This is a genomic window from Actinokineospora enzanensis DSM 44649 (assembly GCF_000374445.1).
GTDB lineage: Bacteria > Actinomycetota > Actinomycetes > Mycobacteriales > Pseudonocardiaceae > Actinokineospora > Actinokineospora enzanensis.
The window spans coordinates 391,916-405,359 of the sequence record NZ_KB894403.1 but is presented as its reverse complement, the minus strand read 5'-3'; the positions used below and the strand labels follow the sequence as shown (position 1 = coordinate 405,359).

The window sequence follows — 13,444 nt, the reverse complement described above, 5'->3', positions numbered from 1 at the left end:
CGGAACACAGCCAGGAAGGGGCCCGGTCCCATGGGAGCCTCCGCCACGATGTCCACCACCTCCCTGTCGGTCGCCGCAGGCAGGGAGGTGAGCTGCACGGTCGTCGTGCGCAACGCGGGCGGCATCGTCGACCACTTCACCATCGACGTGATCGGCCCGCCCGGCCCGTGGGCGACCGTCACCCCGGACACGGTCAACCTCCTGCCCGAGGAGACCACCGAGGTCACGGTGACCTTCGCCCCGCCGCGCACCGCCGACGTCCGCGCGGGCACCTTCCCGTTCGGCGTGCGGGTGTTCTCCCAGGAGGACCCCGAGGGCTCGGTGATGAGCGAGGGCGAGCTGGTCGTCGACCCGTTCGCCGAGCTCACCGCCGAGGTCGTGCCGCCCAAGGCCGAGGGCGCCACCGTCGGCACGTTCGAGGTCGCCGTCGACAACCGCGGCAACGAACCCGCCCTGGTGCGAGTGGAAGCCGCGGACCGGGAAGGCGAACTGGACTTCGAGCTCCGCCCGGTCGAACTCACCCTCGACGCGGGCACCACGGCCTACGTGCGGCTGCGGGCCAAACCCGCCCGCCGCTTCCTGCGCGGCCAACCGGTCCGCCACCCGTTCCAGGTCACCGTCACCCCGGTGACCGGCCCCCCGGTCATCACCGACGGCACCTACGTCCAGCGCCAGGTCCTGCCGAAGTGGTTGCTGCCCCTGCTCGCCGCCCTGCTGGTGTTCCTCCTGGCGCTGGTGGCCCTGTGGTTCACGGTCCTGCGCCCCGCCGTCCGCTCGGCCGCCTCCGACGCCGCCGCGAAACAGGCCGAGGAGGTCCGCACCGTCGCCCAGGCCGCCAGACAGGACGCGGGCGCCGCCATGCAACAGGCCGACCAGGCCAAGACCGGCTCCGACCGAGCCCTCCGCAATGTCGGCGTCGACCCGGCCGCACCCCCGGCCAACGACCCGGCGGTCCCGGTCCGCGTCCCCACGGCCGCACCCCCACCCCCGACCACCCCGATCGACCACCGCATCGCCGCGGACGCCCCGATCGACCAGGACGCCCGCCGGTTCCGCAACTTCGACTTCGTGGTCCCGGCCGGGAAAACCCTCCTCGTGACCGATATGATCCTGCAGAACCCCCGCGCCGACGTGGGCACGATGCGGGTACTGCGGCGCACCCCGGACGGCACGATCTCGATGTTCGAGTTCGGCCTCGGCAACTTCCGGGACCTCGACCACCACTGGGTCCAGCCGTTGGTCTTCGCCCCAGGAGAGGCCGTGGTGTTGGCCGTCAGCTGCCAGAACCCCCCGGAGAAGGGCAATTGCACTCCGGCGATCTCACTGTCCGGCCGCTTCGAGGGCTGACGGTCCGCAGGAAGTCCCGATACTCGTCCCCGGCAAGGGGATAGTTGACCCAACGCCCACGCACGGCCGCGGTGAGCCGCTCGGCCAGACCCACCGCGGCCAGCGGATCGTCCTCGGCGCCCAGCAGCACGCCACCGTCCTCGGCCTCCGGGTCGAGCGGAGGGAACTCGCCCAGATCGCAGAACCCCTCGTGTCCGACGTCCTCGACCTCGCACAGCCAGACCCCGAACCCGGCCTCGGACGGCCGTACCTGCACATAGACCACACCGGGGCGTTCCGTTGTGCCGCAGGGGCCAAGGAACTGCTCGACCGTACGACCTTGCCGCAATGCCGTGCGAACAAAGGACTCCACCAGATAACGCACCAGCCACCCCTCCCCGACACAGCTTCCATGCTGTGCACAACCCCATGATCCCGCTGCTCGGCGACGGTGGAATGGAAACCGGGGGTCCCCTCGCGGTTGTCCACATCCCCTCCCACCCACCCCCAGCCCCACCCCGCCGCTTGACGCGAGGCCGCAACCGAGGCCCAAGTCAGATAAGCCCCTCCCGCAAGGCGAACGCAACAGCATGCGCCCGGTTCCGCAGCTGGAACCGACTGGTGATGTCGTGCAGGATCCCCTTCACCGTCCGCTGCGAATAGCACAGCCGTTCCGCGATCTCCCGCGTCTCCATCCCGTCGGCCACCATCCGCAATACCTCGGCCTCCCGCGCCGACACTCCCGCCAGGTCCCACCCGCGCGGATGCAACACCTGCCGCTGCAACCGGGACACCCGGTCCAACAGCCGCGCCAACAGGTCCGGCGGCAGCGTCCCATCGCCTGCCGCCGTGGCCTCGATCAGCCGGACCAGTGCCTCCGGGGTCGCCTCCGATCGGCGGATCACCGCGGCCACGCCGATGCCGACCGCCTCCAGCAGCTGCGAGTTGTCGATCTCGCCCGCGATCAGCACCACCCGGCGTCGGCCGCGGGCCTGGAGTCTGCGGAACAGGGACTGGGTCGCGCTGTCCCAGCTCTCGGCGACCACCAGCGAGACCGTCCGGTCGGCGGCGCCGACGGGGGTGTCCTCGCCGACCATGCGGACCTCGGGGCGGGACCGCAACGCGGCGTCGACGCCCGCGCGGGAGATAACGTCCATCGCGTGCAGCACAACCGGAACCGGGTCTGTGACCATCGACTTCCCCTTCGCGCGTCCCCCTGCTCGGACCGATAGCACACAGTCTGTCGCCCATCATGACGGCCGAATAGACGTCTGGTGTCCCCATTGGTCCCGTAAGTCCGGTCCCGGTCCCACGGGAGTCCCACCCCGCCCGGGACCGCTCACCCCAGACCGCTTTCCAGACCGCGCCGCACGGCCTCGGCGCGGTCGCGCACGCCGAGTTTGCGGAAGATGCGGGTGATGTGGTTGCGCACCGTCTTCGGGCTGACCACCAGGTCTCGGGCGATCGTCGCGTTGCCCTCGCCACGCACCATCATCGTGAGGACCTCCAGCTCGCGCGCGGTCAGCCCGCACAGCTCCGTGCGCGGGGCAGGCGTCGCGGCGAACAGGGCGCGGACCTTCGCCGCCACCGGGCTGCCGAAGATGATCTCCCCGTCGGCCACGGCGTGGATCGCGCGCACGATCTCGTCCTGTCCCGCGGTCTTGAGCAGGTAGCCGCTCGCGCCCGCGCGGACCGCCGCGAACACCCGGTCGTCGCCGTCGTCCATGGTCAGGACCAGCACGCCGACGCCGGGGTAGGCGCGGGTGATGCGCTCGGTCGCGGCCACCCCGTCCAGGTCGGTCATGTGCAGGTCCATCACCACCACGTCGGGCTGCAACGCGCGCGCCGACGCCATCGCCGCCGCGCCGCCGTCGGCCTCGCCGACCACCCGGACGCCGGGCACGGACTGCAGCAGCGCGCCAAGGCCCAGCCGGAAGGTGGCGTGGTCGTCGACGATCAGCACCCGGCGCGGTTCCGTCGCGGCCTGGGACATGTCAGCCCGCGCCGAGCGGGAACGTCGCGATGACCCGGGTCCCGGCGGGCGTGCCCGGCCCGATCGACCACCGGCCGCCCAGCTCGGTCACCCGGTCGCGCATCGAGCGCAGTCCCACCCCGCACCAGGGACCGGCCTCGCCGCCCGGCACACCGATGCCGTCGTCCACGACCTCCACCCGCAGATCGCCTTCGTTGCGCAGGCGCACCACACAGGAACGCGCGCGGGAATGGCGGACGGTGTTGCTCAACGCCTCGCACACCACCCGATAGGTGGCCACCTGGACGGGGAGGGTCAACACGGTGAGGTTGCCGCGGGCCTGCACGTCGATGCTCAGCGGAACCCCGCCCGCGCCGGACACATGCCCGCTCAACGTCACCGCGTGCCGTCGGATCGCCTCCACCAGGCCCACCTGGTCCAGCACGGTCGGCGGGGCCCCGTAGGTGAGCCTGCGCACCTCCGCGATCGCCCCGTGCAGCTCGTCCTCCAGCTGGGCGAGCAGGCGCGCGGCGGAGTCCGCGTCCCGTCCCACCAGGTTCCGGGCCGCGCGCAGGCCGAACGCCATCCCCGTGAGCGCGGGCCCGACGGTGTCGTGCAGCTCCCGCAACAGCAGCAGCCGCGCACCGTCGGAACCGGCGTCCCCGGCGTGGTCCGAAACCGATTCGTTCCGACGCATGTCCCCTCCGCATGACCCTTATCGGTGCCCGAGAGGGCCACGTTTCGGAGCGCGGCCATACCCGCCCATTCGTAGTAAGGCGGCGGTGTCCGACTGGGAATGACACCGCCCACACGGGTGTACTTCGCCGGATCGGATTGCGTTGCGGCAGGGGCGATCCGGACTGCCCGCGCGGGCGGCCGGGGGGACGTTGCCGCGCCCCCGGCGGCGGAGCACCCTCGGTCGCGCCCGGCGAATGCGAATCGGGGGCCGAACCGACCGCCCATCATTTGTCCGGGCGCACATTGTGACCCGTGAACACCACTCGAAACAGGGGGCCCGGGGGATGCGCGAGCACGAGCACGACCTGGACGTCGACCACCGCCACGAGCACGCCGAGCACGCCCCCGGGCACCCGGACCTGCTGGGCCGCGCCGCCGCGGCGGGCAGGCCCGACGTCCTGGGCGCGCCGGGACTGCTCGGCCTGCAACGCGCCGTCGGCAACGCGGGCGTCGGCGCGCTGGTCGAGGAGGAACGGTCGCCGGTGCACGGGGTCATCGGCTCCGGCGGCAGCCCGCTGGACGCGGGCACCCGTGCCGAGATGGAGGGCCGCTTCGGCGGCGCCGACTTCGCCGACGTGCGCGTGCACACCGGCGGCGCCGCCACCGAGTCCGCCCGCTCGGTCAACGCGCAGGCCTACACCGTCGGCTCGGACATCGTCTTCTCCGGCGACCGCTACGACCCCGGCTCGGCGGCGGGCAAGCACATGCTCGCGCACGAGCTCACCCACGTCGTGCAGCAGCGCTCCGGCCCGGTCGACGGGACCGAGGCAGGCGGCGGGGTCAGGGTCAGCGACCCGGGGGACCGGTTCGAGCGGGAGGCCGTCGCCAACGCCGACCGCGTCATGGCGCAGCCCGCGAGCCCGGTGCAGCGGGTCGAGGGCGAGGGGGACGAGGAGGAACAGGAGGCCCCGGCCGCACAGACGTTCGTGCAGCGGGAAGCGGAGGAGGAGGAAACCCCCGAGGAGTGAGTCCGCGCCCGGCCACCGGCCTCGTCCCACCAGGGACGGGGCCTGCCGTCGTGACGGTGGCGGGAGGCCCGGGTCCGTCGAAGGCATGATGCCCGATCCACCCGCCGCCGGACGCGGGACACCCGCGCGATCCCTAGTTTCGGACCGGTCCGAAACCCGGGATCGAGGGGGAACGATGAAGGCAGGCCGGATCGCGGCCCTGGACGTGCTGCGCGGGGTGGCCATCCTGGGCACCTTCGGCACCAATGTGTGGATCTTCACCAGCCCGGCCGGGGTGGCCGCGATCTTCGCGCCGGGCAGCGCGGTGGAGACCGGGCTGCGGATGCTCAGCAACGGCAAGTTCCTGTCCCTGCTGTCCATCATGTTCGGCATCGGCCTGGCCCTGCAGCACGCGTCCGCGCAACGCCGCGGCGCGCGCTGGCCGGGCTGGTACCTGTGGCGCTCGGCGTTGTTGTTCGTCGAGGGCACGCTGCACTACGTGCTGGTGTTCGAGTTCGACGTGCTGATGTTCTACGCCCTGGTGTCGGTGCTGGTGGCGTTCCTGGTGGGCCGCGGCGCGCGCGTGCGACGCGGCTGGATGATCGCGGCGGGCACGGTGCACGTGCTGTTCGTCGGGTTCATCACCGCCGGTCTGCTCACCGGCCACGCCGATCTGGGCACCGGCAAGCCCGTCGACACGTCGAGCTGGCCCGCGCAGGTGCTCGCCCGCGTCGAATACGCGTCGACATACCGCGCGGAGGCGGTATTCGTGCTGCCGTTGAGCCTGGTCCTGTTCCTGGCGGGCGCCTGGTTGTTGCGCTCGGGCGCGTTGGAGAACTCCGCGCGCGGAACGGCGCTTCGGCGCAGGTTGATGGCGTGGGGATTCGGCGTCGGCGTTCCGTTGAACGTGATCACGGCCTACGCGGGCGTGGAGTGGGCGATGGTCGAACGCTACGTCTGCGCGCCGATCGTGGCGTTCGGCCTGCTCGGCGGGATCACCGCGCTGGTCCTGCGGATGCGGGACGAGGCGGGACCGGTGCGCACCGGGCTCACCGCGATCGGCCGGTGCGCGCTGTCCTGCTACATCCTGCAGAACCTGGTGGCCTCGGTGCTCTGCTACCGCTGGGGCCTCGGGCTCACCGGCGGTCCACTCTGGACGGTCGGTTGCTTCCTGCTGGTGTCGGCGCTGATGATGGCGGGCGCCTGCTGGTGGATCGGCCGCTTCCCGCGCGGACCGGTGGAAACCGCGTGGGACTGGGCCTACCGGCTGCCCCGGTGGTCTACACGCGTTGGAACCGCGTCTCCCGTCGGCCCTGCGGGGTGAACCGGCAGCGCACCGTGAACGCGCGCGGCGAGGGACCGTTCGCGCGCAGGTAGGCCAGGCGGGCGAGCGCCTCCTCCGGGGTGGGGCGCCTGCCCGCGGGCACCCACCACAGCGCCGTGGCGGGCAGCGGGACGCGCTCGAACCAGCGCGCCCGCTGCCGCACGAACAGGCCGTGCTCGCTCCGATGGGCGTAGTCGTGCAACCGTTGGTAGGACGTCCAGACCGACAGGTTCAGCGAGACCCGGTCGTCGCCCACCAGGTCGGCCCCGTTGAGGTGGTCGCCGACCCCGGCCAGCCGCCAGATGAAGCCGGGGGACTGCTCGGCCGTCCGGTTGACCCGCCGCAGCGCGGCGAGGAACCCGACCATTTCCGGGGCGTCGGTGGGGAATCTCAGCCGGGAAACGTTGACCTGCGCCAACTCGTGCGCCATACGGCCAGCGTAATGCCTCCGTCCGGCCGACCCGGATTTTCACGGATTTCAGGGACTAACGACCATCCGGCCCGGATCCCTCAGCCGCGCAGCGTGCGCGCGGGCGTGACCCCGAACGCGACCCGGTAGTAGGCGGCGAACCGGCCCGGATTGGCGAAACCCCACCTTGCCGCCACCGCCGCGACGGTCTCCCGCGCCGGGTCGGCGTCGCGGAGCTCGCGATGGGCGTGTTCGAGCCGGACCCGGCGCAGGTAGGCCATCGGTGTGGTGTCCAGGTGTCGACGGAACGCCAGCTGCACGGCGCGGATCGTCACCCGCGCGGCGCGCGCGAGATCGGCCACGACCACGTCCTCGTCCGCGTGCTCCTCCAGGTAGGCGATCGCCCGGCGCAGCGCGGCGGGACCGGCGTCGTGCCGGTCGACGCCGTTGGGCTCGATGACCGCGGTGTTGGGGAAGGTCGCCAGCGCGGTCGCCGCCAGCAGCCGCGCGGTGTTGCCCAGCACCAGTTCGTGCCCCGCGGCCTCCGGGTTCTCTCGCAGGTTCTCGTTCAGGTAGTGCACGGTCCGCTTCCAGTGCGCCGCGGTGCCGGGCGTGCGCGGGCGGTACCCGGTGAAGCGGATCAGGCCGCTGGGCGCGGTGGTGATCTGGTTGAACAGCGCGGTATCCAGCCGCACCGGCCTGCACACGACGTCGATGGTGCGCGCCCGGAACTTCATCGCCGGTTGGGTGTGCACGAGCACGTCCCCCGGCCCGATCCGGTTCTCCACCCCGGCGAGCGTGCGCTCCACGTGCCCGGACTCGACCTGGAGGATCATCAACGCCAGCTCGTCGGCGCTGAACGCGAGGTCCAGCGGTAACGCGAGGTCGTCGACGGCGAACGCGCCCGCCTCGGTGCGCCGGTGCCGCATCGGCCGCGCCCCGGTGAAGCCGCTCATCCGCAGCCCGTGGTCGTAGGCCGCGAGCAGTTGCTCATGGGCCAGGTCGGGATCGGTCGTCTCGAACTCCGTCCGCCGCGGCGGACACTCCAGGCGCGCAGCCATATCCGGCCTTCTACCTCCCTCCGCGTTCGATCGGTAGACCTTCCCTCACTCCGGTCGGGTTCCCGCCCCGTTCCCCGGGAATCTCACCCGTCCGAGCTACCTGCGCCGAACCCGAGGTACTCTCGCCTTGGTCCGGACGGTGGGGGAGACGCGGTGAACGACACGCCAGGCCCCCGTCCGGCCCGACGCCCGACCCGCGCCGACGGCCGCCGCAACTACGACGCGATCCTGCGCGAAGCCCGCGCTGCCTTTGCGGTCAACGGCGCGTCGACCTCGCTGGAGGAGATCGCCCGCGCGGCCGGCGTGGCCATCGGCACCCTCTACGGGCACTTCGCCACTCGGGAATCGCTGGTAGAGGCCGGCCTGCGGGACAGCCTCGCGTCACTGCTCGCCCACGGTTCGCGTGCTGCACAGGAATTGCCGCCGTCGGCCGCGCTTGTTGCGTGGATGTCGCACGCGGTGGAGTTCTGCGGCACGTACCGGGGCCTGGTCGACCAGCTGAGCCAGGGAATCCAGGACCCGACCAGTCACTGGCACGCGGGCTGTGTGGCGATGAACCGGTGTGGGGCCGGTCTTTTGCGTGCCGCCCAGGCAGTGGGGGAGGTCCGGGCGGACCTGACCCCGGGGGAGCTGTTCGACGCCATCGGGGCGGCGGCGTGGGTGCGGGAGTCGTCGATTCCCGGCTCGGTGCGGCTGTTGGAGCTGGTAGTGGCCGGGATGACCCGGGTCTGACGTCCATAGTGGACGGTTCGGTTCTGGTCCGTTGAGGATGGTCTCATCCCGGCGATCCGTCGGGAATCTCCACCCGGCTTGGCAAATCTCTCTATTCACTATTCACTATCGAGATAACCGATGGTTGCTCCAGTCGTGGGTACGAGAGTCCCTGTACCGCCCAAAAGAAGCACAGACAGGGGAGGCCTGCGCTTGGCCCGATCGGCGCTTCGGTCTCGGTGGGTCGGCCGTGTTCGTGCACGCGGCGAGCGCGACCCGGCACCACGTAGGCGAGTCGGCGCATGCCGATGTCGATCACATGATGCGGTTGTCGGGGGTTCAGTGGGCCCAGGCGGGAAGCCAGATGTCCGCGCCGGGTGTTGCCTGCCTGCCCGCCCGGAGATAGTCGAGGAGGCCAGGCAGGGCCGGGTGCGGGTTGTCGGCGCGCCAGATCACCGAGAGTGGATAGACCGGCGTCGGGTCGACGACCGGGATGCGGCGGAGGTCGTAGCTTTCCGGCCAGAGGTAGCGGGAGCCCTCGCCCGCGAAGGTGGCCAGGCGTGGGGAGTCGGCGAGTTCGGCAAGGAGGGCCTCGACGCCGAACATCGGGCCGATCGTGTCGATGGTGAGGTCGAAGGCGGTGGCCAGGTCCTCGTAGTAGCCGATCGGTTCGGGGTCGGCCATGCCGGGCATCCAGATGGGGTGGTCCACCAGGTCGGCGGGCGTGACACTGGCGGCGTTCGCCAGCGGGTGGCGCGGGCCGATCAGCAGTTGGTGGCGGTCGTGGATGACGCGGGCGGTCCGGAGTCCGCCGGGCACCTTGCCCGAGGTGGCGCGGAGTGAGCGGAAGGTCGCGTCGAGGGTGCCTGATGCCACCTCGGCGAGTGCCGACGTGGCATCGGAGTTGACCAGGGCGACGATGTCGAGCTCGACGTCGGGGTGCTGCCGGTGGAACGCGCGGAGGGCGGTGGAGGGCGCGACCCGGCGGTTGATCACGTCGACCCGCAGGGCCCGGCGCCCGGGGGTGACGGCGGCGATGGCGCGTTCGGCGGCGCGGAGCAGGTCGCGGGCGTGCGGGAGCAGGGCCTGGCCGTCGATGGTGGGTCGGACGCCCCGGGCGGTGCGGGTGAAGAGCCGGACGCCGAGCCTGCGTTCGAGGGTCGCGACTCGTTTCGAGGCTGCCTGCTGGGTGATCCCCAGTTCGTCGGCACCGGCCTGGAACTGGCCGGTGTCGGCGACGGCGACGAAGGTCCGGACGGCGTCGAGTTCCACGAGCGGAGAACCTACTGGCACAACGATCGGTTGTGGCACGCCGGTCGTCCGGTTGTTGGTGCCGGTGCACGTCGACCGACTTCAATCCCCGCTGACAACGGCGGAGTGGCGAAGCGGGGGCGGATCATGCGGTGGCAGGCGGGCCTGGGGCGATCGTTCGGATGGTTGTGGGCCGCCTACGCGGTCAGCGCCTACGGCACCGGACTCGGGTTCGGGGCGTTCTCGGTCGTCGCCATCACGGTCCTGCACGCCGGTTCGGCGGAGGTGGCGGCGCTGTCGTCGGCCGGGCTCACGATCGGCGCGCTGCTGGCCGTGCCGCTCGGGCCGTGGGTGGAGTTCCGCGCCAAGCGCCCGGTGATGATCGCGGCGGACGTGCTCCGGTTCGCGGCCTTGGTGTCCATCCCGCTCGCTTACTGGCTGGGTGTGCTGTCGTTCGCCCAGCTCCTGGTGGTCACCGTGGTCACCGCCACGGCGAAGATCGCCTTCGCGGCCGCGAGCGGCGCCTACCTCAGGACGATCGTCCCCGCCGACCGGCTCCTGGTGGCCACCAGCCGGTTCGAGTCCACCACCTGGTCGGCCACGATCATCGGCCCACCCCTGGGTGGTGCCGCCATCGGCCTGCTGGGCCCGGTGACCACGGTCGTCCTCGACGCCGCGAGCTACCTCCTGTCGGCGCTCGGCATCGCCGCGATCCGCGAGCCCGAACAGCCACGGCACACCGCGACCCGCCGATGGGCCGACCTGGTCGAGGGCTGGCGCTACATCCTCACCCACCACGCGCTGCGCCGGTTCTTCGTCAACACCATGCTCGTCAACGGCCTGATCATGGCCGCCGAGCCGCTTGTGTCCGTGCTGATGCTCGCCGACCTGGGATTCCCGGCGTGGCAGTACGGTCTGGCGTTCGCCATCCCCTGCACCGGCGGCCTGATCGGCTCCCGTCTCGCCCGCCGGGTCACCGTCCGCTTCGGCGAGTCCACCGCACTACGGCTCTTCGGTGCTCTCCGCGCCTGCTGGCCCCTCGGCCTCGCGTTCATCCAACCGGGCCTGACCGGCCTGGTGATCGTGATGGTCACCGAGTTCGGCCTCATCCTCTGTATCGGCATCTTCACCCCGATCTTCGCCGCCTACCGGCTGACCAACACCACCCCGGACCGCCAGGCCCGGGTCCTGGCCGCGTGGTCGATCGGCACCAGCCTCTGCACCGCCGCGATCACCGTGTCGTGGGGCCTGCTGGCCCAGCTCACCAGCCCCCGCGCGGCCATCGCCCTCGCGGGCGTCCTGCTCCTCGCCACCCCGTTGGTCCTACCGCGCCGCACAACGACACACGCCGAGCCTGTCCCCAGCGTCAGAGCCTGATCCGTGGGCGGACCTATCGAAGACGTCCGGGTGATGTGTGCTGCCGGAGTCGGACCGGTGTGGCCTCGGCGATGTGCGGCACGGGACCGGTTTCCGGGTGGTCAGGGCTGGTCCGGCAGGGCCGCGCTGCGGCGGGCGCGGAGTGCGCGGACCCTGCCCCGGCTCGCGCAGGCCGGGGACGGGCACCAGCGTCGACGTCCCGGCTGGTCGGTGAAGACGCCTCGGCAGTCGTGTTCCGGGCAGCTCTTCAGGGCGAGCCGGTCGGCGCCGGTCAGGTGGTCCACGGCCTGGCGGGCGATCCGGACCAGGGCGTCCCCGACCGTGGCGGGCCGGTCGCGGCGCAGCCGGTCGTCCACGGTCAAGTGGATCGGATCGTCATGTCCGGCCAGGAACGCGATCAGCTCCTCGGCCGTCTCCGAGGGCGGCGGCCGTTCGTCCACGGTCGCCAGGGCGAGGAGGCGCAGTGTCTCCCGTAGCCGGTGGGTCGTCACCAGATCGTCCTGGTCTGGCGGTCGAGCCGGGGTCAGTTCGCAGTGTTCCAGCCACTCGGCGAGCCGGTGGGGCGTGGCCAGCCGCTCGACCGGGGTCGCGCTGAAGGTGCGGCCCCGGGTGGCGAGCAGGTTCAACCACACGGCGCCGCAGTCGAACCGGAAGGCAAGCGGGTTCTCCTGCACCATGCGTGCACTGTAACGCGTTGGCCGTTACGCGTGCTAGCGTCGCTGTAACGTGCGAAGCGTTACGAGGGAGAGCCATGACCAGACCGTTATCGGAGCAGCTGACCCCGGCACGGTTGGACCGTGCCGAGGGGTACCGCCTGCTGGATCTCCTGCAGGACTCCGGGACCCAGCAGGCCGCCCTGCCCGGACTGGAGGAACTCGCCCCCGGGTACGCGGATTGGATCGTGACCGCGTTGTTCGGCGGCACCTACCAGCGGGACGGGTTGTCCCTGCGCGACCGCCAGCTCGTGAACCTCGCGGCCCTGACCGCACTCGGCGGTGTCGATCCGCAGCTGGCAGGCCACGTCCGGACCTCGCTGCGCGTCGGCCTGACCCACGCGGAGATCATCGAGGTGTTCGTGCACCTGGCGCCGTACATCGGCGTGCCCAGGTCACTGGCGGGCCTGCGCGTCGCCGCCGCCGTGCTCGCCGACACGGAGCCTGAGCGGTGATCCGGACCGTGCTCGGGGACATCGCGCCCGAGGAGCTGGGCGTCTGCAACGCGCACGATCACCTGTTCCTGCGCTCCCCGCTGTCGCCCGGCCAGGAACTGGACGATCCCGCAGCGGCCCTCGCCGAGTTGAACGCCTTCACCGCGCTGGGCGGTCGATCGGTGGCGCAGTGGACACCCTGGGGCATGGGTCCGCGAGTCGCGGATCTGCCCGAGCTGTCCCGACGATCCGGCGTCCACATCATCTCGGCGACCGGAATGCACCAGGCGAAGCACTACCGGCAGGCCGAACTCCGGCAGGCCACCGACCTGGCCTGCCTGTTCATCCACGAGCTGACGACCGCCCGACCACGAGCGGGGATGATCAAAGTCGCCGGTGCCTACCACCACCTCGACGACCATGCGCGACATGTGATCGCGGCTGCGGCCGAGGCGCACCACGCGACCGACGCGCCCATCGGCGTCCACCTCGAAGCCGGAACCGCCGCCCTGGACGTGCTCCACCTGCTGTGTGACACACATCGAGTTCCCGCGCACCGGGTGATCCTCGGACACCTGCACCGATTCCCGGATCCCCGAATCCACCGACAGGCGGCCGAAACCGGGGCTTTCCTGGCGTTCGACGGCCCGTCCCGCGCTCACCACGGCACCGACTGGCTCCTCCTGCGCAGCCTCACCGCCCTGGCCGACGCCGGTCACGCACACCGCATCCTTCTCGGCGGCGACACCACCACCGCGTCGGCGAGGTCTACTGCCGACGGCCCCGGGATGCCGTTCCTGCTCAGCGCCCTACGCCCGCGAATCGAGCACGAACTGGGCCCCGAGATCGCCACCGCGATCTTCATCGACAACCCGTCCCACGCTTTCACGGCAAACTGGCGCGGCTGACATCCCGCGACCGCAACGACTCATCCGCCGAACTCCGACCGACAGCCCCACGGCTTCCAGCGCGTCCCGTTCCGCCTCTACCGACCCACCTCGACGCCCGGCAAGCCCCGACCGCCCGGCTGTGGATGAACCAGCGACCTGTGGACAACCTGCCGGGGGACCCCCGAATTCCCACTTTACCGCTGTCGGCCGCCAGGGATCCCAACGTTATCCACAGGTGCGGAGAGCAGGACCACGCCCGCCTGACTGCGTTCGGCGAAGGCGACACCGTCC

The 13,444-nt window shown here is 71.5% G+C and carries 15 protein-coding genes; 7 read left to right on the top strand and 8 right to left on the bottom strand.

Annotation, left to right across the window (positions count from 1 at the left end):
* Window positions 1-48: 48 nt before the first annotated feature.
* Window positions 49-1,347 (top strand): COG1470 family protein, encoded by a 1,299-nt coding sequence (locus C503_RS0101715; protein ID WP_018680466.1) that lies wholly within the window; start codon window positions 49-51, stop codon window positions 1,345-1,347.
* On the opposite strand, the gene C503_RS45600 is transcribed toward C503_RS0101715, so the two are convergent.
* The 4 genes from C503_RS45600 to C503_RS0101700 form a co-directional block, all read right to left on the bottom strand.
* Window positions 1,274-1,711, bottom strand: coding sequence for a hypothetical protein (locus tag C503_RS45600; RefSeq protein ID WP_156892893.1), 438 nt, complete (start codon window positions 1,709-1,711; stop codon window positions 1,274-1,276). The genes C503_RS0101715 and C503_RS45600 overlap by 74 nt on opposite strands.
* 169 nt (window positions 1,712-1,880) lie before the next feature.
* Window positions 1,881-2,519: a helix-turn-helix transcriptional regulator gene (locus C503_RS0101710; RefSeq protein WP_018680465.1), complete on the bottom strand. Its 639-nt coding sequence runs from the start codon at window positions 2,517-2,519 to the stop codon at window positions 1,881-1,883.
* Window positions 2,520-2,665: 146 nt separating this feature from the next.
* Entirely contained in the window at window positions 2,666-3,319 is a 654-nt protein-coding gene (locus tag C503_RS0101705) for a response regulator (RefSeq protein ID WP_018680464.1), read from the bottom strand.
* 1 nt (window position 3,320) lies between these two features.
* On the bottom strand, window positions 3,321-3,995 hold the full coding sequence (locus tag C503_RS0101700) for a sensor histidine kinase (protein ID WP_018680463.1): 675 nt from the start codon (window positions 3,993-3,995) through the stop codon (window positions 3,321-3,323).
* 325 nt (window positions 3,996-4,320) lie between these two features.
* Between C503_RS0101700 and C503_RS0101695 the strand changes: the two genes are divergently transcribed.
* Window positions 4,321-5,004: an eCIS core domain-containing protein gene (locus C503_RS0101695; protein WP_018680462.1), complete on the top strand. Its 684-nt coding sequence runs from the start codon at window positions 4,321-4,323 to the stop codon at window positions 5,002-5,004.
* Window positions 5,005-5,179: 175 nt separating this feature from the next.
* The gene (locus C503_RS0101690; protein ID WP_018680461.1) at window positions 5,180-6,307 is read left to right on the top strand and encodes a DUF418 domain-containing protein; all 1,128 of its coding nucleotides are present in this window, start codon (window positions 5,180-5,182) and stop codon (window positions 6,305-6,307) included.
* Here the strand turns inward: C503_RS0101690 and C503_RS37350 are convergent.
* Together C503_RS37350 and C503_RS0101680 are read right to left on the bottom strand one after the other, a co-directional pair.
* On the bottom strand, window positions 6,264-6,737 hold the full coding sequence (locus tag C503_RS37350) for a DUF3291 domain-containing protein (RefSeq protein ID WP_018680460.1): 474 nt from the start codon (window positions 6,735-6,737) through the stop codon (window positions 6,264-6,266). The two genes, C503_RS0101690 and C503_RS37350, sit on opposite strands and share 44 nt — an antisense overlap.
* An 80-nt stretch (window positions 6,738-6,817) precedes the next feature.
* Complete coding sequence (locus C503_RS0101680) at window positions 6,818-7,777, bottom strand: helix-turn-helix transcriptional regulator (RefSeq protein WP_018680459.1); 960 nt, start codon at window positions 7,775-7,777, stop codon at window positions 6,818-6,820.
* Window positions 7,778-7,930: 153 nt separating this feature from the next.
* Between C503_RS0101680 and C503_RS48405 the strand changes: the two genes are divergently transcribed.
* Window positions 7,931-8,509, top strand: a complete 579-nt coding sequence (locus tag C503_RS48405; RefSeq protein WP_018680458.1) for a TetR/AcrR family transcriptional regulator — start codon at window positions 7,931-7,933, stop codon at window positions 8,507-8,509.
* A 318-nt stretch (window positions 8,510-8,827) separates the two neighbouring features.
* Here C503_RS48405 and C503_RS0101670 read toward each other — a convergent pair whose 3' ends face one another.
* Window positions 8,828-9,760, bottom strand: coding sequence for a LysR family transcriptional regulator (locus tag C503_RS0101670; RefSeq protein WP_018680457.1), 933 nt, complete (start codon window positions 9,758-9,760; stop codon window positions 8,828-8,830).
* 126 nt (window positions 9,761-9,886) lie between these two features.
* Between C503_RS0101670 and C503_RS0101665 the strand changes: the two genes are divergently transcribed.
* Entirely contained in the window at window positions 9,887-11,116 is a 1,230-nt protein-coding gene (locus C503_RS0101665) for an MFS transporter (RefSeq protein ID WP_018680456.1), read from the top strand.
* A 101-nt stretch (window positions 11,117-11,217) separates the two neighbouring features.
* On the opposite strand, the gene C503_RS0101660 is transcribed toward C503_RS0101665, so the two are convergent.
* Window positions 11,218-11,793, bottom strand: coding sequence for a CGNR zinc finger domain-containing protein (locus tag C503_RS0101660; protein WP_018680455.1), 576 nt, complete (start codon window positions 11,791-11,793; stop codon window positions 11,218-11,220).
* A gap of 74 nt (window positions 11,794-11,867) precedes the next feature.
* Between C503_RS0101660 and C503_RS0101655 the strand changes: the two genes are divergently transcribed.
* Entirely contained in the window at window positions 11,868-12,284 is a 417-nt protein-coding gene (locus C503_RS0101655) for a carboxymuconolactone decarboxylase family protein (protein ID WP_018680454.1), read from the top strand.
* On the top strand, window positions 12,281-13,171 hold the full coding sequence (locus C503_RS0101650; RefSeq protein ID WP_018680453.1) for a phosphotriesterase family protein: 891 nt from the start codon (window positions 12,281-12,283) through the stop codon (window positions 13,169-13,171). The genes C503_RS0101655 and C503_RS0101650 overlap by 4 nt, the downstream gene beginning before the upstream one ends.
* Window positions 13,172-13,444 lie beyond the last annotated feature (273 nt).

Coding starts and splice junctions, on each gene's coding strand:
- C503_RS0101700 (WP_018680463.1), bottom strand. CDS start 3,995: ATGCGTCGGAACGAATCGGTTTCGGACCACGCCGGGGACGCCGGTTCC.
- C503_RS0101680 (WP_018680459.1), bottom strand. CDS start 7,777: ATGGCTGCGCGCCTGGAGTGTCCGCCGCGGCGGACGGAGTTCGAGACG.
- C503_RS0101705 (WP_018680464.1), bottom strand. CDS start 3,319: ATGTCCCAGGCCGCGACGGAACCGCGCCGGGTGCTGATCGTCGACGAC.
- C503_RS0101665 (WP_018680456.1), top strand. CDS start 9,887: ATGCGGTGGCAGGCGGGCCTGGGGCGATCGTTCGGATGGTTGTGGGCC.
- C503_RS0101655 (WP_018680454.1), top strand. CDS start 11,868: ATGACCAGACCGTTATCGGAGCAGCTGACCCCGGCACGGTTGGACCGT.
- C503_RS0101695 (WP_018680462.1), top strand. CDS start 4,321: ATGCGCGAGCACGAGCACGACCTGGACGTCGACCACCGCCACGAGCAC.
- C503_RS37350 (WP_018680460.1), bottom strand. CDS start 6,737: ATGGCGCACGAGTTGGCGCAGGTCAACGTTTCCCGGCTGAGATTCCCC.
- C503_RS0101715 (WP_018680466.1), top strand. CDS start 49: ATGTCCACCACCTCCCTGTCGGTCGCCGCAGGCAGGGAGGTGAGCTGC.
- C503_RS0101690 (WP_018680461.1), top strand. CDS start 5,180: ATGAAGGCAGGCCGGATCGCGGCCCTGGACGTGCTGCGCGGGGTGGCC.
- C503_RS0101710 (WP_018680465.1), bottom strand. CDS start 2,519: ATGGTCACAGACCCGGTTCCGGTTGTGCTGCACGCGATGGACGTTATC.
- C503_RS0101660 (WP_018680455.1), bottom strand. CDS start 11,793: ATGGTGCAGGAGAACCCGCTTGCCTTCCGGTTCGACTGCGGCGCCGTG.